The sequence below is a fragment of the Streptomyces sp. NBC_01017 genome, assembly GCF_045162795.1.
Taxonomy (GTDB): domain Bacteria; phylum Actinomycetota; class Actinomycetes; order Streptomycetales; family Streptomycetaceae; genus Streptomyces; species Streptomyces machairae.
Genome location: NZ_CP108683.1, coordinates 3,106,640 through 3,126,375, shown reverse-complemented (window position 1 = coordinate 3,126,375; position 19,736 = coordinate 3,106,640). Strand labels below are relative to the sequence as shown.

Below are 19,736 nucleotides of genomic sequence, written 5' to 3'. Positions count from 1 at the left end.
GCAGCCGTCGCGGCCCATGTCGGCGCCCGGCGTGAAGGTCCGGCGAAGCCCGCGAAGGGCGTGGTCTGCCACCTGCGGTAGGCGGCCCGCACCCGCGGCTCCAGGAACCGCGTCCACTCCACGACGAGGAGCGGCGGTCCCCGATCGGCTCCAGAGGCCCCAAGTACTGCCCCCCCATGGCCTCTCCCGTTGATCCCGTCGCCGGTCCGGTTGCCTGACGCCGATCCGGCAACCGCTCCGAGGAACGCGCCGCGCCCTACCGCAGCGCCGGATGGTCGGCGACCACCGTGCACGACCCGGGCGCGATCTCCGTGAACCCCGCGTCGCGCACCAACGGCAGCCCCCTGGTCGTCAGCTCGGGCCAGCGCTCCGGGTCCGCGGTCCGTACGGCGAGCGGGAACCCCGCGTCGCGCCAGGCGGCCCGCTCCTCGTCCGACAGCTCCCACCAGGCGAGTTGCGCCGCGTGCCCGGTCTGCGCCATCGCCTTGCCGGCCGACATGTCGAGGTCGGGGTTCAGCCAGAGCACGGGCGCCGACGGGGCGGCGTCCACGGGCGGCTCCGGGTCGTCGAGGTCGGTGCCGGAGACCTGGAGCTTCGCCAGCTCCTTCGGCCACCCGTCCAACGGCACGGGCGGGAAGACCCGCACCTCGGCCGACTTGCCGGTGACGGTGATGCCCGGCAGAGTTTCCGCCCGCCGCCACTCGGCGCCGCGGGCCCGCCGCACGACCTTCCGGATCCGGGCGTCCTGCCAGTCCCGCATGGCCGCGGCCCACTCGCCGTCGCCGGCGGACCGCTCGTCGTCGAGGATCACCAGGACGGCGCGGGCGGAGGTTTCGAGGGCGTCGGTGCGAGCGGGTGGAGCGCCCCGCTCGATCCGTACGACGAGAGGCAGTACGAACTGCGGAGCGTCATCGCGGGCGCTGGGCTCCGACCGGAAGGGGCTGTCGCCGGCGGACGTCGGTTCTTGGCTCACGACAACACCCTAAGGGGCGCGGAACCGTGTCGATTTCGCTGGTCCGCAGCGTGGGCGCGATCAGCTCCCGGCCGGCCGCCCCGCGCCATGGGACAGGATGTCCTCCATGCAACGTGATCTTCGTCTGGACAACGTGGGCCGCCGCTACGGCCTACGCGGCCCATGGGTCTTACGCGGCGTCCATCTCACCGTGCCGCCCGGCAACCTCATCCGCGTAGAAGGACCCAACGGCACGGGCAAGTCCACCCTCCTCCGTCTCCTGGCCGGCATCGACGCCCCGACCGAGGGCCGTATCACCGGCCGCCCCCGCACCGCCTACGTCCCCGAACGCTTCCCCACGGCCCTCCCCTTCACCGCCGTCGGCTACCTCACCCATCTCGGCAAGGTGCACGGCTTCTCCCGTGCCGCGGCCACCCGGGCCGCCCTGGAGTGGCTCGACCGCTTCGGCGCCGCCTCGTACGCCCGTACGCCGATGGCCCAGCTGTCGAAGGGCAGCAGCCAGAAGGTCGCCGTCGTCCAGGCCCTCCTCGCCGAACCGCAGCTGCTCGTCCTCGACGAGGCGTGGACCGGTCTCGACGCCGCCGCCCGCGAGGAACTGGAGCGGGCCGTCGCCGAACGCACCGCGGGCGGCACCGCCGTGGTCTTCGTGGACCACGACCCGGGCCGCCTGGCGGGAGCGCCCGACGCGACGTACACCGTGCGGGACGCGGGACTCGACCTGCGTACGGAAGACGCGCCTTCGGCACCCACCGGCCCGCACGTGACCGTCGTCGTGCGGGGCCCGCGGGGCGGACAGCTCCCCGCCGACGCGACCCGCACCGTCATATCGGCGGAGGAACCCACGCCCGGCACCCACCATTTGACCGTCCCCGCGTCCCATTCGGACGTCCTCCTGCGCGCCCTGCTGACGGCCCGCCCGCCCTGGCATGTGGTGAGCGTGAGACAGGAGCCGACCCCCGAGACCGAGAGCCGCCGATGACCGCCCTTCTCAGCTACCAGACCGCCCTGCTGGCCCGCTCGCAGCGCTGGCTGCCGCCGTTCATCCTGTACGCCGTGTTCCTCGGTATCGGTGTGTCGAGCGGTCAGCCGGTGCTCGACTCGCTCGGCTACACGGCCGCGGCCCTGCTGCCCGTCGCCGCCTGGCTGGTGCGGATCTGCGTCACCAACGAGCCGCCCGCCGCCCGCAGTTGTGTGTCCGCGGCGGTCGGGCCGGGGCGGGCGCACCTCGCCGCGCTGCTGATCGCGCTGACCGCGGCGGCGGTCCTGGGATCGCTCGCGACCCTCGTCGTGACGCTGATCAGCGACCCGGTGAGCGCGGATCACCAGACGCGTGTGCCGCGGCTCCCGGCGGGCGCGGCCGGACTGTTCGCCACGCTGGCCTGCGCCCTGCTCGGCACGGCCGTCGGCGCCCTCACCACCTGGCCGATGCTGCGCTCCACGGGACGCGCGGTCCCCACGATGCTGCTCGCGGCGCTGCTGTCCGTGGTCGTGACCGGCTCCCCGGCGCAGGCGGCGGTCAGCGGCCTGGTCACCGGCTCCCGCTCGGGCACGGTCCCCATGCCCCTGCTCCCGTTGGCCGCGGCGGCCCTGCTCACGGCGGCGGCGATCGCCGTGGCCTGCGCGCTCACGTCCCGCCGATCACCCTGAGGAAGAGCTCACCCCGAACAGGCCGTGCGCTGTGCCTCCTGCCACTCACAGACCGGGCAGAGCGTGATCCCCTTGTACGACTCCGGGTACTCCGTGGGCTCCCGGCACAGCACGCACTCGGCGTACGGCGGCCCGTCCGCCTTGGGCGGCCTGGTCGCGTCGATCAGGCAGTAGTCGTTCGTGGCCTGTCCCTCGCTCATACGTCCAGCGTACGAGCATCAGGCCCGCCCGCCGGCCGCCCCGATCAGCTCGGACACCTTCACGAACCGAAAGCCCCTGGCGCGCAGCTCGGGTACGACGCTGCGGACCACCCGCTCGGTCGTCGGAGCGGCACTGAGCGTGCAGTGCATGACGACCACGGACCCCGCCCGCACCCCGTCCAGCACCTCCTGCGCGACGGCACGGGCGTCCGTCGCGAACGCGTCCCCGCTCACCACGTCCCACTGCACGGCGGTGACGCCGGCCGGGCTGAGCGCCTTCAGAGCGCGCCGGTCGTAGCAGCCGCCGGGAAACCGGAAGTACGGCATCGCATCCCGGACCCCCACCTTCCGTAACGCCGCGTACGCGCGCTCCACATCCACCCGCATCCGCTCCTCGCCGACCGTCGGCAGCCCGTAGCAGTCCTCGGTGAAGGCGTAGTGGCTGTAGGAGTGGTTGGCGACCTCGAACAGCGGGTTCCGCCCGATGGCCCGGGCCTGATCCGGGTACTCCTCGGCCCATCGTCCCGTCATGAACACGGTCGCCGGCACCTTCAACTCCCGCAGCGCCGCGACCAGCCCGGGATTGTCGAACCGTTCCCCACGCTCCGCCCGGGGCCCCTGGTCCGCGGTCATGTCGGCGTCGAAGGTGAGCGCGACGGCCTTGTCCCGATCGCGTGGTCCGTGCTCGAAGACGGGCGTCACACCGGCGGGACCGGGGGCCAGGGTCGGCGGTCCGGCCATGGGGGAGACGCCGGCGGTGGCGCTGGGCGCGGGCAGGGGAGCCCGGGTCGCCTCGTGCGGCGCACAGGCGGCGAGCGCGCTGAGCGCCGCACCGAGGGCGCAGAGGGCGGTGACGCGGCGTACAGATGTGATCACCGTATGAAGATATGAGGATTAAACGGTCTTTTCGGTACACCGATGGGTGCGCCGGGCCCGTGTCACCCGCCCGGCGGGCCGCGGCCTCTCCCGGGCCGCTCAGTCGGTGCGGGAGCAGGAACCCGTCGGTGCGGTGGCCGGAGGGCGGCACTGGAGGCCGTACTCGCTCGCGTCCGTGCTCAGGTAGCGGCCCATGCAGGTGCTCACCGAGGTGCGGCCGCGTTCGGCGCAGAAGGTCAGGGCGGCGCGGCCGTCGGCGAAGGGGCCGGGGGCGTAGATCACCCAGTAGCCGGGGCGCAGGGAGGCGTACTCGTCGCTGCGCAGGACGGCCGCCTCCGGCACCGACCGGCGGACGGTGGCGAGCCGCTTGTCCCGGGCCGCGGTGCCCGCGCCGACGGGTTCGGAGTGGAGCTGGGCGATCCAGCGGCCGTCGGTAGTGGCGGGCGGGGTGGGAGTGGGGGTCTTCGTGCTGGGGGTGGGTGCGGGCGTCGGCTGTTGTTTCGCCGGGGTGGGGGTGGACGTCGTGGCCGGAGGGTTCGTGGTGGCGCCGGCCTTGTCGTCGCCGCCGGTGTCGCCGGGGCGCAGGGCGAGCAGGACCAGAGCCGCTGCGGTGGCGAGCGCGAGCCCCGCGGTCACGGCCACGACGAGGGGCCTGCGGCGCCGGGGTTCGGGCAACCGCTGCGGAACCGTGGGCCGGGGCGTGTCGAGCTGCGTCGGCGTCGCAGGCACGGGCGGCGCGGGCGGCGCGGCGGCGGTCAGCGTCGGCTGAGCCCAGTGCGGTGTCGTACCGGCCTCCACCTGCGCCAGCATCCCGTCCAGGCGGGCGGCGTCCGGACGCGCCGCCGGGTCTCGTACGAGCAGGGCGTCGAGCACCGGCGTCAGCGAGCCCGAGCGGGCCGGTGGCGGGAGAGGCTCGTCGAGTACGGCGGCCAGGGTGGCAAGGGTGGTGGGGCGGCGCAGGGGGCTGACGCCCTCCACGCACACGTACAGGACCACGCCCAGTGACCAGAGGTCGGCGGCGGGGTCGTCGTCGCGGCCCCGGATCCGCTCGGGGGCCATGTACTCGGGCGAACCGACGAGCTCACCGGTCGCCGTGAGGGCCGTCGTGCCCTGCAGGGCGGCGATGCCGAAGTCGGTGAGGACGGCGTCGCCGTCGGGACGCAGGAGGATGTTGGCGGGCTTGACGTCCCGGTGCTGGATGCCCGCCGCGTGCGCGGCCCGCAGCGCGGCGAGCACCTGACGGCCGACGCGGGCCGCCGCCACCGGGGTCAACGGGCCGTCGTCCAGGCGCCGCTGGAGCGAGACGCCCGGCACCAGCTCCATCACGATCCAGGGGTGCGGGTCGGCGGCCACGATCTGGTGGACGGTGACCACATGGGGATGGCTGAGCCGGGCCAGCGCCCGCGCCTCCCGCAGCACCCGCTCGCGCACCACGCCGACGGTGTCCGCGTCGGACCGGACCGCCTTGAGGGCGACCTCGCGGTCCAGCACCGTGTCGCGAGCCCGCCACACGGTGCCCATGCCGCCACTGCCCAGCCGCTCCACCAGCTCGAAGCGGCCGTCGACGAGATCCCCCGGTGCGTTCATGCCGCACAGGTTAGAGGACGTTCCGGAGAGGAAGCCTCCACTCGTTCGAGGGACGGTGCGCTACCTGCGCCAGGGTCCCGTCACCGCGAACGTCGTCCCCGGCGTGTAGCAGTTGACGTACATCGTCTCGCCGTCCGGCGCGAAGGTGACCCCGGCGAACTCGCCCCACTCGGGCTCCTGCGGTGTGCCCAGGTTCTGCGCGTTGCGCGCCATCGCGTACACCTCCCCGTGCCGCGTCACGCCGAACACGTGCTGGGCGCCGTTGCCGTCCTCGCACACCATCAGGCCGCCGCTGGGGGCGAGGCAGATGTTGTCCGGGGACTCGCCGGGGAGCTGGAGGTCGGTGTCCGGACCGAAGACGATCACGAGGGTGAGTCGGCGCTCGGTGGGGTCGTAGCGCCAGATCTGGCCGTAGTGATCCGCCGCCGAGCCCTCCGCACTGTGAGCGAAGGACGAGACGAAGTAGACGCAGCGACCGCCCCAGTAGCAGCCCTCCAGCTTCTGCGCGTGGGTGATGCCCTTGGGGCCGAAGTCCTGGTGGCGGATGGGGGTTTGGGCGGCGAGGGGGTCCGGTACGTCGACCCACTCGATGTTCTCGAAGGTCGCACCCGTCTCCTGGATCGAGGAGAGGTCGGGTACGCCCGGGACACGCATCGCCTGGAGGCGGCCGCCCGCGCGCAGGGAGCCGAGGCCGCCGTGCGGGGCGTGGGGGAGGAAGCGGTAGAAGAGGCCGAAGGGGCGCTCGAAGGCGTCCTCGGTCTCGTAGACGATGCCGCGCCGCGGGTCGACCGCGATCGCCTCGTGCTGGAAGCGGCCCATCGCGGTCAGCGGGACGGCGCCGGATCGGTGCGGGTTCGCCGGGTCGACCTCGAAGATGAAGCCGTGGTCCTTGGTGTAGCCGTTGGTGCCGGCCTTGTCCTCGGTCTCCTCGCAGGTCAGCCAGGTGCCCCAAGGGGTGGGCCCGCCCGCGCAGTTGACGGCCGTACCGGCGATGGCGACGCGTTCGGACAGGACGCGGTTGCGGGAGTCCAGGGTCAGGGCCGTACAGCCGCCCTTGCCCTGCGGGTCGTAGGTGAGGCCGGGGACCGTCGGGACGGGGATGGCCGCCGTGTTGCGGTTCTCGTGGTTGCGGACCAGGTGGACGCGGCCGCGGGAGCCGGCCAGGGCTGTCATGCCGTCGTGGTTGGAGGGGACGGGGCCCTCACCGGAGCGGAGTCGGTCGCCCTCGCGGGACAGGACCCGGTAGCGGAATCCTTCCGGCAGGTCGAGCAGGCCCTTGGGGTCGGGGACCAGGGGGCCGTATCCGGTGTGGCCGAGGGTCTGCGCGGCGGTGGTGCCTGCGAAGAGCTCCGACAGGGAGCCGGCGAAGGTGATGCCGATACCCAGGGCGCCGGAGCGGGCGAGGACCTGACGTCGTGTTGCGGACATGGTGGGAAAACCTTCCTGCTGGCGGACAGGAACTTTGATCCCGCCGTGTCTATCACCTGGCGCGAGTCGCGTGAACCACGCGCGTAGCGTGTGTCACTTCAGAGGCGGTTGGCCAGGGGGCTCCGCTGGGGGTTCGGCCGGGGGTTCAGCAGTCGGTCCGGCCGGAGGTTCCGTGGATTCCTCGACGGCTATCGGCTCGGAGACGGCGGCCGGCTCGTCGACGGCTACCGGCTCGGAGACGGTGGCCGGCTCGGGAACGGTGGCCGGCTCGGTGGTCGCTCGGGCCGCGTGGTCCTGCGGTGGCTGTGCACCCCGCTCCAGGAACCGCAGCAGCTCCACCGGGATCGGCAGCACCAGCGTGGAGTTCTTCTCCGCCGCCACCGCCATCACCGTCTGCAGCAGCCGCAGTTGGAGGGCGGAGGGCGCGTCGGCCATCTGGTGCGCGGCCTCGGCCAGCTTCTTGGAGGCCTGGAGTTCGGCGTCGGCGTTGATGACCCGGGCCCGCCGCTCCCGGTCGGCCTCGGCCTGGCGGGCCATGGACCGCTTCATCGACTCCGGCAGGGACACGTCCTTGATCTCGACGCGGTCGATCTGCACGCCCCAGCCGATCGCCGGACTGTCGAGCATCAGCTCCAGGCCCTGGTTGAGCTTCTCGCGGTTGGACAGCAGATCGTCCAGATCGCTCTTGCCGATGATCGAGCGGAGCGAGGTCTGCGCCATCTGGGAGACGGCGAAGCGGTAGTCCTCGACGTTGATGATCGCGGCCGCCGCGTCCACGACCTGGAAGTACACGACCGCGTCGACCCGCACGGTCACGTTGTCGCGGGTGATGCCCTCCTGGGCGGGCACGGGCATCGTCACGATCTGCATGTTGACCTTGTGGAGCCGGTCCACGGCCGGGAGGATCATCGTGAACCCCGGCTCGCGTACGGAGCCCCGCAGCCGGCCGAGCCGCAGGATCACCCCGCGCTCGTACTGCTTGACGACCCGAGCGGCAGCCGCGACATACACCAGCCCCACCGCTGCGGCACCTGCGGCCGCACCCAGCAGTTCCTCGACCATGGCGACCCCCTCGCCGAGAGGCCCGATCAGTACGCTCTTGTAACGCTATGTCCTGCAACGATATGCCCGGTGCCCGGTCCGGGGCCATGGACGGCTCCGGACCGGACACCGGGCAGGGGTCACACCTCACCCGGAGCCTTGCGCCGGTCAGGCCACCGTGACCCGGACCGGATCCGTGCCGGCCGCACTGTGGCGCTCGGCCCAGTTCTCCAGGGCCGTACGGCAGGCGTGGTCGAGGTGGTGCAGTCCGGACAGGTCCAGCTCGACCGGGCGGTCCTGCGGCAGGGCCTCCAGGCTGTCGAGGATCTTCGGCAGCCTGAGGAAGGTCGCGTTGCCCGACAGGTACGCCTGGATCGGTCCTGCGCCCTTGTCGATGACCTCCAGCTTCACGTGCGAGGCCTCCCAGGCGGTCTTGGCGACCGACAGGGCCAGACCGATCAGCACGCCCTCGAACATGTTCACCATGACGATCGAGACGGCGGTGGCGACCAGGATCAGTGCCTCGCCGCGGTGCCCCCGCCACAGGGAGACGATCCCGCGGAAGGGGATCAGCTTGAAGCCCGCGTGGACCAGGATGCCCGCCAGCGCGGGGATCGGGATCAGCGCCAGCGTGGCGGGCAGCAGCGCCGCGAAGAGCAGCAGCCACACGCCGTGCATGACACGGGACGCCTTCGTCTTCGCGCCCGCCTGGACGTTGGCGGAGCTGCGCACGATGACCGCGGTCATCGGCAGTGCGCCGAGGGCGCCGCAGACCGCGTTGCCCGCGCCCTGCGCCATCAGCTCCTTGTCGTACTCGGTGCGCGGCCCGTCGTGCAGCCGGTCCACGGCCGCGGCGCTGAACAGCGACTCGGCCGACGCGATGAGCGTGAAGGCGACGATCGTGGCGAGCACGCCGACATTCGCCAGCTCACCGAAGGCCGTGACGGACGGCGGCTGGATGGAGCCCAGCAGGCCCTTGACCTCGACGGTGGCGACGGGCAGGGAGAACACGGCGGCGACCAGCGTCGCCAGACCTACCGCGGCGAGCGGACCGGGAATCGTGCGCACCTTGGCCGGCAGCCGCTTCCACAGCACCAGGACGGCGATCGTGCCGGCGCCCAGACCGATCGAGGCCAGCGCCCCGGTGTCGTCGAGGGCCCCGGCGAGCGCGCCGGGCAGCCCGGCTATTTTCTCCAGGCCGGAGACGGGCGCCTTGGCGTCCGCGACCGAATAGAGCTGTCCGGCGATGAGCACAAGGCCGATACCGGCCAGCATGCCCTCCACGACGGAGACCGAGATCGCCCGGAACCAGCGCCCCAGCTTCAGGGCGCCCATGAGGAGCTGGAGCGCCCCGGTGGCGAGCACGAGCACACCGAGGACCGGCAGCCCGAACTCCTGGACGGCCTCGAAGACCAGCACGGTCAGACCGGCGGCGGGTCCGGAGACCTGAAGGCTGCTGCCGCGCATCAGGCCGGTGACGATGCCGCCCACGATGCCGGTGACGAGCCCGAGCTCGGCCGGCACTCCGGAGGCGACGGCCACGCCGACACACAGCGGCAGCGCGACCAGGAAGACGACCAGCGAGGCGGCGAAGTCCTGCCGCAGATGAGGGTATTTGGTCATCATGCCGATCACAGAGCCTCGAACGCGTCGGTCTCGGCGCTGTGGGCGCGCACGGCGCCCTTGTGCACCTCGTAGTACCAGGCGTGCAAGGTCAGTTGACGCTCCTTCAGCTTCTTGTCGATGAACGGGTACGAGCGCAGCCGCAGCAGCTGCGTCAGCACATGGGCCTGGACGCCTTCGGCGACCTCCGGGTCCTCGGCGGCGCCGGTCGGGCGCGGGGTGGCGTGCGAGAGCCAGTCGCGCACGGCCGGTACGGAATCCAGGTCGTCGCCGCGCACCAGCGCGCCGACGGCACCGCAGTGGGAGTGGCCGCAGACCACGATGTCGCTGACGCCGAGGACCTCCACGGCGTACTCGATGGTGGCCGCCTCGCTGGTGGGGTGCTCGGAGGCGTACGGCGGGACGATGTTGCCCGCGGTGCGCAGCTCGAAGAGCTCGCCGGGGCGGGCCCCCGTGATCAGGGCCGGTACTACCCGGGAATCGGAGCAGGTGATGAACAGGACCTGCGGAGACTGCCCTTCGGCGAGCCTGGCGAACTCCTCAGGGCGCTGTCCGAACATACGGGCGTTGTCGATGAGGGGCTGCATGTGTGGTGACTCCTCCTGGCGCGCCTCAGTGGCGCGTCGGGGTTTACATGACAGGGGTGGGGGGACTGCTCTGCTGCTCAGCAGCGGAAGATCTGAAGCCCCGCCGGAGTGTGGGACGTCGAGGATCTCGACGTGCGCTCGTGCGCGGCGCCGGCTTCGGCCGGCTGGTGCGCGGACGCGGAGTCCCGGGCGAGCAACGGTCGGTCGGGCGCCTGCGGCCCGGAGTCGGCGAAGCGCGGATGGTCACGGGTGCGCAGTGGACCGGTCGGGTCCCCGTCACCGGACGGGACGCAGTGGCGTGACGTGAGGGTTTCGTCGCGCAGCGCCTTCCCGGAGAGCTTGATTCCGGGTTGGGCTTTGGCCTCTGCCTGACTCGCTGTGTATGCGTGTGCGAAGGCCGTGCCGGGTGCGAAGAACTGGAGGGCGAGCAGGACTGCGGCGAGGATCGAAATCGGGGTCCGAACCGTCGTACCTCGAAACATGCGCCCCCCCTCCACTCAGTCCACGCCTCATGCACGTGCCAACACTTGGTCAACCGTTGGTCAAGAAACACGTTAACCCGGCAACGTTGTTTGCAGGGTTAACTTAACGTTTCGAGCTGAAGAGAGCCTGAAAGGCGAGGGTGGCTTGGCTTGAACTCCCCCTTGACCAGGGGGTGTTACCGGGTTACCAGGACCTTGGCGTCGCGGGCCAGCGCGGTGAGTCGCGAGATCGCGCGGAAGTACTTCTTGCGGTATCCGCCCTTGAGCATGTCCTCGCTGAACAGCTGGTCGAACGGCAGTCCGGAGGCCAGCACCGGCACTTCGCGGTCGTAGAGCCGGTCCGCGAGCACGACGAGCCGCAGGGCCGTCGACTGGTCGGGAATCGGCTGGACGTCGGTGATGCACACCGCCTTCAGGCCGTCCGTCAGTGCGCCGTAGCGGCTGGGGTGGACGCGGGCGAGGTGCTCCAGCAGGTGCGGGAAGTCGTCGAGCGAGGCGCCCTCGGTGGCGTACGCCGCCTTCGTCACCTGTTCGTCGGAGTACGGCGCGGGCGCTTCGGGCAGTCCGCGGTGGCGGTAGTCCTCGCCGTCGATGCGCAGCGCGTGGAAGTGGGCCGACAGGCCCTGGATCTCGCGCAGGAAGTCGGCCGCCGCGAAGCGGCCCTCGCCGAGCTTGCCGGGGAGGGTGTTGGAGGTGGCGGCCAGCGCGACACCCGCGTCGACCAGCTTCCCGAGCAGCGTGGAGACGAGGACGGTGTCGCCGGGGTCGTCGAGCTCGAACTCGTCGATGCACAGCAGGCGGTGGCCGGACAGGGTCTGCACCGTCTGCTGGAAGCCGAGGGCGCCGACGAGGTTCGTCAGCTCCACGAAGGTGCCGAAGGCCTTGAGGGAGGGCTCGGCCGGGGTGGCGTGCCAGAGGGAGGCCAGCAGATGGGTCTTGCCGACGCCGTAGCCGCCGTCGAGGTAGACGCCGCGGGGGCCCGCCGGGGTCTTGGGCGCCCTGGGCCTGCCGAACCCCAGGAAACCGCGCCTGGCCTTGCCGGCGCCGCTCGCGTGCGCACCGCCGAGCCCGGCCGCGAAGGTCTCCAGGACACCGACCGCCTCGGTCTGGCTGGGCTGGTTCGGGTCCGGGATGTAGGTGCTGAAACGGACCGAGTCGAAGCGGGGCGGCGGCACCATCTCGGCGACCAGCCGGTCCGCGGGCACGTGCGGCTCACGGGCGCACAGGGACAGCGGGCTCGCTTCGGCTATGGGGCTCGGCCCGGAGGCGGCGGGGGAGGACGACACGGGTCACCATGCTAAGCGCCGTGCCACACTCCCTCACATGCGACGCCTGTTCCCTGTGACCGATGAGACAGCTGGTGATCTCCTCGAACGTGAGTGGAGCCTCGCCGAGCTCGCCGCCGCGTACGCCTATCCCGAGCCGGGTCCCGACGGGCGCCTGCCCTGGCTGCGGGCCAACATGGTGTCCACGCTGGACGGGGCGGCCCAGCACGACGGGCGTTCGCAGCCCATCTCCACCGCGACCGACATGCGGATCTTCGGCACGCTGCGGGCGCTGGCGGACGTCGTGGTCGTCGGCGCCGAAACGGTACGCCAGGAGGGGTACCGTCCGGCACGCGCGCGCGCCGAGTTCGCCCGGGCCCGCGAGGCGGCCGGGCAGGGGCCCGCACCGGCCATCGCGGTGGTGAGCGCCGGCCTGGGCCTCGACTTCAGCCTTCCGCTCTTCACCTCGCCCTTGGTGCCGACCCTCATCCTCACGGGCGCCGCCGCGGCCCCGGACCGCGTCGCGGCCGCGGAGAAGGCGGGCGCCCAGGTGGTGATCGCCGGTGACGGCGTCGGCGTGGACCCCGTACGCGCCGTGCAGGCCCTCGCCGAGCTCGGCCACACCCGCCTGCTGACCGAGGGCGGGCCGCGGATGCTCGGGCAGCTGGTGGCCGCCGGAGTGCTCGACGAGCTCTGTCTGACGATCTCCCCGATGCTCACCGCGGGAGACGCCCAGCGGATCGCCGGCGGGCCGTCGGTGCCGGTTCCGAAACGGTTCGAGCTGATCGCCCTGCTGGAGGAGAACGGCTTCCTGTTCAGCCGCTACCGGCGGACGTGAGGTTAGTTCGGTTCGGAATGGGGTTCTATGACTGCGGTGCGCCCGAAACGGCGGAATCCACCGTTCCGTTTGGCTTCCGCCGGGCACACTAAAACTCGCAGTCCCCGTGCGAGCACGGGGCAGGATGGTTTCCGCAGAAGGGGCGCCCGGTGTTCACAAGCGTTTTGATGATCGAGAAGGCCCTGACGTCCGCCGACGTGGAGTTCGTCACCACCTTGCACGGGGACGAGGAGGTCTCGTTCCATGTGCTGCTCCAGCCGCGGGGTGAGCAGGCCGACAGGTTGCTGCGCGCCATCGACGACATCGCGCTCGGCGAGCTGGACGAGGCGGTCCGGGAGGGGAACACGCCGGAGGGACAGGAGGCGCTGAGCACGGGGGAGCGCGCACTGGAGGTGTCGCTCACGGCTCTGCGCACGGCCGGGGCGGCGGCCGAGGGGCGGCTCCTGGAGGACCATCCGCTGGACGCGCTCAGAGCGGTGGTGGACGAGGTCGGGGCGGACGAGGTGATCGTGCTGACCGACCCGCACTATGTGGAGGAGTTCTTCCACCGGGACTGGGCGTCCAGGGCTCGGCACAAGGTGGGGGTGCCGGTGCTGAAGCTGTTCTCGCACAGTAAGGCGTAGGGGGCACAGTCCGCGGCGTCCGGTGCGCGAGGTCCGCGGTCCCACCCAATAGGCTGGGGCCTCACCGTCGTATCGCACTCCTGGGAGAACACGCATGGCACCCGGCATTCCCCACGCCATGGACCGACCGCACTTCATCGGCATCGGCGGGGCCGGGATGTCGGGGATCGCGAAGATCCTCGCGCAGCGTGGGGCCAAGGTGGCCGGCAGTGATGCCAAGGAGTCCGCGACCGCCGAGGCCCTGCGGGCCCTGGGTGTGACCGTGCACATCGGGCACGCGGCCGAGCACCTCGCCGACGACGCCGGCTGTGTCGTCGTGTCGTCGGCGATCCGGCAGGACAACCCCGAGCTGGCGCGCGCCGCCGAGCTGGGCATTCCGGTGGTGCACCGGGCCGACGCGCTCGCCTCGCTGATGGACGGGCTGCGCCCGATCGCCGTCGCCGGTACGCACGGCAAGACCACCACGACGTCGATGCTGGCGGTCTCCCTGAGCGAGCTCGGGCTGCGGCCGTCGTACGCCATCGGCGGTGACCTCGACGCCCCCGGCTCGAACGCCCTGCACGGCGACGGCGACATCTTCGTCGCCGAGGCGGACGAGTCGGACCGCAGCTTCCACAAGTACGCGCCCGACGTCGCGATCGTCCTGAACGTCGAGCTCGACCACCACGCGAACTACGCGTCGATGGACGAGATCTACGAGTCCTTCGAGACGTTCGCGGACCGCATCACCGAGGGCGGCACGCTGGTGATCTCGGCCGACCAGGACGGGGCGCGGGAGCTCACCCGGCGGGTCTCGGCGCGGGATGTGCGGGTGGTGACGTACGGCGAGGCCGAGGACGCCGACGTACGGGTCCTGTCCGTGCTGGCGCAGGGGCTGAAGAGCCAGGTCACCGTCGTATCGGACGGCCAGGAGCTCACCTTCGCGGTCTCGGTCCCCGGCCGCCACTACGCGCTCAACGCGGTGGCCGCGCTGGCCGCCGGTGCGGCGCTCGGCATCCCGGCCGCCGATCTGGCCCCGGCGCTGGCGGCCTACACCGGCGTCAAGCGGCGGCTGCAGCTGAAGGGCGAGGTCGCGGGCGTCCAGGTCATCGACTCCTACGCCCACCACCCGACCGAGATGACGGCCGACCTGGAGGCGATGCGCGCGGCCGCCGGGGACGCCCGGATCCTGGTCGTCTACCAGCCCCACCTGTTCTCCCGGACGCAGGAACTCGGCAAGGAGATGGGCGAGGCCCTCGCCCTCGCGGACTCCTCGCTGGTCCTGGACATCTACCCGGCCCGCGAGGACCCGATCCCCGGTGTCACCAGCGAGCTGATCATCGACGCGGCCCGCGCGGCGGGCGCCGAGGTGACGCCGGTGCCCGACAAGAGCGAGGTGCCGTCGCTGATCGCGGGAATGTCGAAGCCCGGTGATCTCGTTCTCACCATGGGCGCGGGCGATGTCACGGACCTGGGCCCGGTCATTCTGGACCGCCTGTCGAAGTGAGGGGCAAGGACTCATGTCGTACGACATCGAAAAGCCGGACGAGCAGTGGCGCGCGGAGCTGACCCCGGCCGAGTACGCCGTCCTGCGCGACGCCGCCACGGAGCCCGCCTTCACCGGTGAGTACACCGACACCAAGACGACGGGCGTGTACTCCTGCCGGGCCTGCGGCGCGGAACTCTTCACCTCCACCACGAAGTTCGAGTCGCACTGCGGCTGGCCGTCCTTCTACGACCCGAAGGACACCGACGCGGTGGAGCTGATCGCGGACCGCTCGCACGGGATGGTGCGCACCGAGGTGCGGTGCGCCCGGTGCGGGTCGCATCTCGGGCACGTCTTCGAGGGCGAGGGTTACGCCACGCCGACCGATCAGCGGTACTGCATCAACAGCATCTCGCTGCGGCTGACGGCGGACGAGGACTGACGTGGGAGGGGCGCCGCACGGGCGGCGCCCCGCTGCGCTGGCACGCCGGATGCCGGTGTTCCTAGACTCGAAGGGGACGTCCGGCCCCGTCGGTCAGTTCGGTGAGCCCGGTACGGAAGGCGGTGGCGCTGCATGCCGTACGTCGCGGTGAGTGCGATCAGCCATCCCGGACTGCTGCGCGAGCGGAACGAGGACAGCCTCGTCGTCGGGCCGTGGACGCTGTGCGCCACCGTCACCGAGAATCCGCAGACCCTGGTCTTCCCGCTCGGTACGCCCCTGGTCGTGGCCGTCGCCGACGGGCTCGGCGGGCATCCCGGCGGCGATGTGGCCAGTGCGCTGGTCGCCCGCCGGATCGCCTCGCTCGGACCCGCCATGACCAGCGAGGTCGCCGTCCGTGACGCCCTGAACGCCTGCAACCTCGCCGTGTACCAGGCGGCCGGCGGTGACGAGGGAGGCGACCTCGAGGCCATGGGGACGACGGTCGCCGGCGTCGTCGTGCAGCCCGACTCGCTGCTGGTGTTCAACGTGGGCGACAGCCAGGTCTACGCCGCCGACGGCGACGGACTGCGCCAGGTGAGCGTCGACGACAGCCCTCCGCACCCGGCCGGGAGCAGTACCTCTCTGGTCACCCAGTGCCTGGGCGGCTCGCCCGCCTACCGGGCCGTCGATCCCCACGTCACGGAGGTGCCCCTGGCCCCCGGCGAGCGCTACCTCATCTGCTCGGACGGGCTCACGGACCCGGTGCCGACGGACGTACTGGACGAGGTGCTGCGCGAGCACGACGACGGCCAGGCGGCGTTCGAGCTGTGGAAGGCCGCCATCGAGGCGGGCGGGCCCGACAACATCACGGTGGCGGTGGTGCGGGTGGGGCAGGAGTAGGGGCGGTCGCCCCGCGGTCCCGCCATGAGGGGGCGGCTCAGAGGATCTTGCGCTGGACCATGATCGAGAGCACCAGCGCCCCCGGCAGCAGAGGTACCCAGACCGTCATGACGCGGTAGCCGATGACGGTGGCCGCGGCCAGGCCCATCGGGGCTCCGAAGGTGACCATCGTGAACACCAGGGCCGCGTCCACGGGGCCGATGCCGCCCGGTGCGGGGACCGCGCCGACCGCCGTGCTGGCGAGGAGGAGCGCGAGGGTCACCTGCGTCCAGGACAGCGGCAGGCCGAGCGCGAAGCCGACCGAGGCGATCACACTCGCCTGGAGCAGCGGGGTGGCTGCGGCGCCGCCCCACAGGGCGAGGACGCGGCTGGGCCGGGTGTGCAGGATCCGCGCGTCGGTCAGGGCGGTGCGGACGAAGCCGAGGAGGGGGCGGCGCAGTGGCCGTACGGTCGTGACGAGTACGCCCGCCGTGACGAGGGCGGCCGTCACGCCTCCGGCGACCAGGAGCAACGTCTGCTCGTCCGGGACGAGTTCGCCCAGGTGCAGCAGGTCGGGGAAGGCCACGAGGAAGCCGAGCAGCACCACCGTCTTCGCGATCGGCTTGACCAGTGAGTACAGCGCGAGTGAGGCGGTGGCCCGGGCCAGGGGTATGCCGCAGTGCTGCAGGAAGCGCAGGGTGACGGCGTGGGCGCCGATGCTGGCCGGCAGTACGTGGTTCGCGGCGCCGGCGGCGAACTGCGACGCGACCAGCAGGCCGGGCGGCAGGCGTTCCGGTATGGATCCCTGGCGGACGACCGAGGCGGTCAGCCAGCCCATGCACGTGAAGAAGAAGCCGGCCAGCAGCCACCAGGGGTCGGCGGAGGCCAGCCGCAGGGCGCCGTCCTGCACGGTGTGCCAGTCGGCCACCGCCCACGCCCCGATCAGCAGGAGCGGGAGCAGCGTCAGCGCGTGGCGGACGAGGGTTGCGGGGGAGAAGCGGGAGCGGGGACGGGCGGCGGCGGTGGTGGCGGCGTGGGTGGGGCAGGCGGGCAGCGGTCCGGGGAGATCGCTGAGCGGGAGCGAGGACACGGCGCGGTCGTCCTTCCGCGTCACACCCGCGCGGACGCGGGCGAACGGCTTGAGGGCGAGGCAGGAGGGGACGTGGGAAACGTGCCCGTCCGTCATGACGGCGCGGTGTCCGGCAGCCGAAGCGACGTCGGCGGGCGAGCGACGCGACCGGGGCTGCGGCTCTGCCGCCTTCCCTCAGCTCCTGCCCGCGCGCCCCGCCCTCACCGCATCCAGTGCCGTCCGGTGCTCCACCCCAGGAACCGGTGGGCGCGACCCCCGTCCGCCGTGCCGTCCGCGTCGAACGTGCCGCCCTCGGCGGTGCGGACCAGGCCCGCCAGGGCCGGGGCCAGCCGGGACCTGACGTGGGCGGGGTGGCGGGCCGTCTCCTCGTCCAGGGTGGTGAGGAACTGCCGCTGTTCGTCCGGCGGGCACAGGGACAGGGCGAACAGCATCTGACGCCAGGCGTACGCCGCGTCCTTGATGGTGGGGAGGGGACGCTTGTTGTTGTGCACCTGTGCGGTCAGCCGGCACACCGTGCCGAAGCAGCGGCGCGCCAGGTCGGACCAGCCGGGCTGTGGGGCGATGCCCACCCGGTGGACGAGCGTGGCCAGGTTGTGCGTGGTGAGGATCTGCGCCTGCTCGATCACCTTGCCGTTCGCCGCCACGGACCAGGAATCGGACCCGGACGCCGTCCCGGCCCGCTCCGTGCACAGCCGCGCGAAACCGGGCGACGTACGGGCGCCGTAGGAACGGCTGAGCGCCTCGCCCGTCTCGGCGATCGCGAGGTTGCGGATCGCGGCGTAGTCGATGCCGTAGTAGCGCTCGTACAGCGTGCCGCGGAGCAACTCGGCCGCGACCCGCGCCGACTTGAGGAACTTCGGGCTGAAGGTGCCCATGAAGATGTCGGCGGCCAGCTCCTCCACGAACGGGACGCCCAGGTCGCACCGGCGGGCTAGCACGCCGAGCTCGCGGACGAGCGGGTTGGGCAGGACCGTGCCCGGGAAGGCCTGCACGGCCAGCTCGCCCAGCTGCCGCAGCACGGTGAGCGCACCTTCCTCGTCCGGCTTGCCCAGCACCGCGGCGCGCTGTCCGGACACCGCCCGCACCCAGGGCAGTTCCTCGACGCGGACCTGCCGGTCCAGATTGAGCAGGAGCAGCGAGCGGCGGTTGCGGAAGGCCCGGTAGTTCGCGGCCATCAGCGCACGCAGCGTCTCGTCGCCGTACGCCGACGCGGTGGTGGCGGCGACCAACTGCGGTACCAGCTCGGCCAGGACCTCGGCGGAGGGGACGACGCCCCGTTCCACGAGCGTGCCGATCGGCGCGCTCAGCGCGTACTCGACCACCTGCCGGATCACCGGCGGCACCTCCGCCCCGGTGGGCAGGCCGGTCTCGTGTTCCTCCTGCTCCGTCACGGGCGTCAGCAGCGGGGGCACCTCGATGATGCCGCTGTCCTGGGGCAGTTCGGCGAGCCGGCGCAGCATCAGCTGGGCCAGTGCGTGGTGGGAGGGGAGCGCCGCCTGGCGCGCCTGCTCCCGGCGCAGCGCCGTGTGCGGTGCGGAGCCGGGCAGGCCGCGTCGCCGCACCATGGAGTCCACCGCGTGCCGCAGCAGCCCGAGCCGGCGCGCGTCCAACGGCCGCCCGGCGACGGTCTCCTCCAGCGAGCCGCGCAGAATGCCCAGGTTCTGCCTGGGGCTGCGGTGCTTGGTGCAGCGGGTGTGTTCCGCGGCCAGCAGCCGGTAGCGGTCCAGCAGAGCGGCACCGCGCGCCAACCAGTCCGTGTCCGGAGCGAGTTCGAGCACCCGGCCGTCCCTCGCCGTCTCCAGCCAGTGGACGAGCATGGCGTCGCCGAACGGCTGCCATACGGCGAGCGCCTCGCGCTGGGTCTCCACGGCGGCGTTGGGCCGCCGCCGTATCAGGGTGTCGACGGAGTCGGAGACGGTGTACCGGTGGACGGCCGCGCCCGCGTCGGCCGCGCCGCTCGCCTGCGCGGGGACGTCCGTCGGCCGGGGCAGGAAGCGCAGTTGGTCGGCGAACGGCTCCAGTTCGGCCGCGAGATCCAGCGCCGCGTCCGTCTCCCCGTGCCGCACCAGCCAGGCCATCGTGAGCAGCGCGGCCTCCTCGGGCACGCCGATCTCGTAGCGGCCGCTGTCCAGCCGGGCCCACAGCCAGGCCAGTCCGGCGTCGCTGAGGCAGTGGGCGAAGAGCGCGCGCCGCTCGGCCGGTACCCCGAACTGCCGGGCGGCCTCGGTCTCGTACGGCTGGAGCGGGCCGCCCGCGCTCGCGGTGCCGGTGGCGAAGCCGCCCCGCACCACCTCAAGGGTCACCCAGGCCGGCAGCCCGGCCACCGGAGTACGCGAACCGGCCGTCAGCCGCCCCGCGGCCATCCCCGCGAGGACCGCCCGCCAGCGCTGCCCCCGCTCCTCGGCACGACGCCGGGTGTCGGCGTCCTCGTGGGTCAGTGCCGTCGTGAAGGCCTTGGCCAACTGGGCCGCCGGATAGGCGGCGGCCGCGGTGCGGGGCTGCTGCTCAGCGTTGTCGTCCATAAGCCGACGTGGCAGGTTCCGCCCCTGCGCCCTCCGGGTCTCAAGCCCGGCGCTCTGCTGCTGAGCTACACGTCGATGGGAGCTGAGGCTATGCGTCGGGTTGATCAACGGACAAGCGTATTTCCAGGGGCCGCGAGAGCACCGGCTCTTGACCCAAAAATGGCTTAGGTTAGCCTTCCCTTAATTTGA

Annotated in this window: 19 protein-coding genes and 1 tRNA gene; 7 read left to right on the top strand and 13 right to left on the bottom strand. The window is 72.2% G+C overall.

Annotated elements, in window-relative coordinates:
- Positions 1-256: 256 nt before the first annotated feature.
- On the bottom strand, positions 257-973 hold the full coding sequence (locus tag OG331_RS14370; RefSeq protein WP_406195909.1) for a peptidyl-tRNA hydrolase: 717 nt from the start codon (positions 971-973) through the stop codon (positions 257-259).
- A 106-nt stretch (positions 974-1,079) separates the two neighbouring features.
- On the opposite strand from OG331_RS14370, the gene OG331_RS14365 reads away from it, so the two are divergent.
- Positions 1,080-1,952: an ATP-binding cassette domain-containing protein gene (locus OG331_RS14365; protein WP_406195907.1), complete on the top strand. Its 873-nt coding sequence runs from the start codon at positions 1,080-1,082 to the stop codon at positions 1,950-1,952.
- Entirely contained in the window at positions 1,949-2,620 is a 672-nt protein-coding gene (locus tag OG331_RS14360) for an ABC transporter (RefSeq protein ID WP_406195904.1), read from the top strand. The genes OG331_RS14365 and OG331_RS14360 overlap by 4 nt, the downstream gene beginning before the upstream one ends.
- 8 nt (positions 2,621-2,628) lie before the next feature.
- Here OG331_RS14360 and OG331_RS14355 read toward each other — a convergent pair whose 3' ends face one another.
- The 9 genes from OG331_RS14355 to zapE form a co-directional block, all read right to left on the bottom strand.
- Positions 2,629-2,820: a hypothetical protein gene (locus OG331_RS14355; RefSeq protein WP_406195902.1), complete on the bottom strand. Its 192-nt coding sequence runs from the start codon at positions 2,818-2,820 to the stop codon at positions 2,629-2,631.
- Positions 2,821-2,838: 18 nt separating this feature from the next.
- Positions 2,839-3,696 (bottom strand): polysaccharide deacetylase family protein, encoded by an 858-nt coding sequence (locus OG331_RS14350; protein ID WP_406195900.1) that lies wholly within the window; start codon positions 3,694-3,696, stop codon positions 2,839-2,841.
- 99 nt (positions 3,697-3,795) lie between these two features.
- Complete coding sequence (locus tag OG331_RS14345) at positions 3,796-5,283, bottom strand: serine/threonine-protein kinase (RefSeq protein ID WP_406195897.1); 1,488 nt, start codon at positions 5,281-5,283, stop codon at positions 3,796-3,798.
- A 60-nt stretch (positions 5,284-5,343) separates the two neighbouring features.
- On the bottom strand, positions 5,344-6,711 hold the full coding sequence (locus OG331_RS14340; protein WP_406195895.1) for a PhoX family protein: 1,368 nt from the start codon (positions 6,709-6,711) through the stop codon (positions 5,344-5,346).
- A gap of 93 nt (positions 6,712-6,804) precedes the next feature.
- Positions 6,805-7,773 carry a slipin family protein gene (locus OG331_RS14335; protein ID WP_406195893.1) on the bottom strand — a complete coding sequence of 323 codons (969 nt, stop codon included), beginning with the start codon at positions 7,771-7,773 and terminating at the stop codon, positions 6,805-6,807.
- Between the two features lie 147 nt (positions 7,774-7,920).
- Positions 7,921-9,378 (bottom strand): SulP family inorganic anion transporter, encoded by a 1,458-nt coding sequence (locus tag OG331_RS14330; RefSeq protein WP_406195890.1) that lies wholly within the window; start codon positions 9,376-9,378, stop codon positions 7,921-7,923.
- 5 nt (positions 9,379-9,383) lie between these two features.
- On the bottom strand, positions 9,384-9,962 hold the full coding sequence (locus tag OG331_RS14325; RefSeq protein ID WP_362386819.1) for a carbonic anhydrase: 579 nt from the start codon (positions 9,960-9,962) through the stop codon (positions 9,384-9,386).
- Between the two features lie 77 nt (positions 9,963-10,039).
- Positions 10,040-10,444: a hypothetical protein gene (locus OG331_RS14320; protein WP_406195888.1), complete on the bottom strand. Its 405-nt coding sequence runs from the start codon at positions 10,442-10,444 to the stop codon at positions 10,040-10,042.
- Between the two features lie 176 nt (positions 10,445-10,620).
- A complete protein-coding gene (zapE, locus tag OG331_RS14315; RefSeq protein WP_406195886.1) occupies positions 10,621-11,730 on the bottom strand; it encodes a cell division protein ZapE in 1,110 nt (369 codons plus the stop codon).
- Positions 11,731-11,767: 37 nt separating this feature from the next.
- On the opposite strand from zapE, the gene OG331_RS14310 reads away from it, so the two are divergent.
- From OG331_RS14310 to OG331_RS14290, 5 genes are all read left to right on the top strand, one after another.
- Entirely contained in the window at positions 11,768-12,547 is a 780-nt protein-coding gene (locus OG331_RS14310) for a pyrimidine reductase family protein (RefSeq protein WP_406195884.1), read from the top strand.
- 149 nt (positions 12,548-12,696) lie between these two features.
- Positions 12,697-13,170 (top strand): indole-3-glycerol phosphate synthase, encoded by a 474-nt coding sequence (locus tag OG331_RS14305; protein ID WP_328878543.1) that lies wholly within the window; start codon positions 12,697-12,699, stop codon positions 13,168-13,170.
- Between the two features lie 94 nt (positions 13,171-13,264).
- Positions 13,265-14,656, top strand: a complete 1,392-nt coding sequence (gene murC, locus OG331_RS14300; RefSeq protein ID WP_406195882.1) for a UDP-N-acetylmuramate--L-alanine ligase — start codon at positions 13,265-13,267, stop codon at positions 14,654-14,656.
- A gap of 13 nt (positions 14,657-14,669) precedes the next feature.
- A complete protein-coding gene (msrB, locus tag OG331_RS14295; RefSeq protein ID WP_406195880.1) occupies positions 14,670-15,077 on the top strand; it encodes a peptide-methionine (R)-S-oxide reductase MsrB in 408 nt (135 codons plus the stop codon).
- Positions 15,078-15,209: 132 nt separating this feature from the next.
- Positions 15,210-15,956 carry a PP2C family protein-serine/threonine phosphatase gene (locus OG331_RS14290; protein WP_406195878.1) on the top strand — a complete coding sequence of 249 codons (747 nt, stop codon included), beginning with the start codon at positions 15,210-15,212 and terminating at the stop codon, positions 15,954-15,956.
- Positions 15,957-15,993: 37 nt separating this feature from the next.
- Here the strand turns inward: OG331_RS14290 and OG331_RS14285 are convergent, their stop codons facing one another.
- The 3 genes from OG331_RS14285 to OG331_RS14275 all read right to left on the bottom strand — a co-directional run bounded on the left by OG331_RS14285 (position 15,994) and on the right by OG331_RS14275 (position 19,622).
- On the bottom strand, positions 15,994-17,025 hold the full coding sequence (locus tag OG331_RS14285; protein WP_406210023.1) for a YbhN family protein: 1,032 nt from the start codon (positions 17,023-17,025) through the stop codon (positions 15,994-15,996).
- A 200-nt stretch (positions 17,026-17,225) separates the two neighbouring features.
- Positions 17,226-19,547 carry a hypothetical protein gene (locus OG331_RS14280; RefSeq protein ID WP_406195876.1) on the bottom strand — a complete coding sequence of 774 codons (2,322 nt, stop codon included), beginning with the start codon at positions 19,545-19,547 and terminating at the stop codon, positions 17,226-17,228.
- A gap of 3 nt (positions 19,548-19,550) precedes the next feature.
- Positions 19,551-19,622 (bottom strand) — tRNA-Ser (locus OG331_RS14275).
- Positions 19,623-19,736 lie beyond the last annotated feature (114 nt).

Coding starts and splice junctions, on each gene's coding strand:
- OG331_RS14365 (WP_406195907.1), top strand. CDS start 1,080: ATGCAACGTGATCTTCGTCTGGACAACGTGGGCCGCCGCTACGGCCTA.
- OG331_RS14360 (WP_406195904.1), top strand. CDS start 1,949: ATGACCGCCCTTCTCAGCTACCAGACCGCCCTGCTGGCCCGCTCGCAG.
- OG331_RS14355 (WP_406195902.1), bottom strand. CDS start 2,820: ATGAGCGAGGGACAGGCCACGAACGACTACTGCCTGATCGACGCGACC.
- OG331_RS14345 (WP_406195897.1), bottom strand. CDS start 5,283: ATGAACGCACCGGGGGATCTCGTCGACGGCCGCTTCGAGCTGGTGGAG.
- OG331_RS14340 (WP_406195895.1), bottom strand. CDS start 6,711: ATGTCCGCAACACGACGTCAGGTCCTCGCCCGCTCCGGCGCCCTGGGT.
- OG331_RS14335 (WP_406195893.1), bottom strand. CDS start 7,773: ATGGTCGAGGAACTGCTGGGTGCGGCCGCAGGTGCCGCAGCGGTGGGG.
- OG331_RS14330 (WP_406195890.1), bottom strand. CDS start 9,378: ATGATGACCAAATACCCTCATCTGCGGCAGGACTTCGCCGCCTCGCTG.
- OG331_RS14325 (WP_362386819.1), bottom strand. CDS start 9,962: ATGCAGCCCCTCATCGACAACGCCCGTATGTTCGGACAGCGCCCTGAG.
- OG331_RS14320 (WP_406195888.1), bottom strand. CDS start 10,444: ATGTTTCGAGGTACGACGGTTCGGACCCCGATTTCGATCCTCGCCGCA.
- OG331_RS14310 (WP_406195884.1), top strand. CDS start 11,768: ATGCGACGCCTGTTCCCTGTGACCGATGAGACAGCTGGTGATCTCCTC.
- murC (WP_406195882.1), top strand. CDS start 13,265: ATGGCACCCGGCATTCCCCACGCCATGGACCGACCGCACTTCATCGGC.
- msrB (WP_406195880.1), top strand. CDS start 14,670: ATGTCGTACGACATCGAAAAGCCGGACGAGCAGTGGCGCGCGGAGCTG.
- OG331_RS14290 (WP_406195878.1), top strand. CDS start 15,210: ATGCCGTACGTCGCGGTGAGTGCGATCAGCCATCCCGGACTGCTGCGC.
- OG331_RS14280 (WP_406195876.1), bottom strand. CDS start 19,547: ATGGACGACAACGCTGAGCAGCAGCCCCGCACCGCGGCCGCCGCCTAT.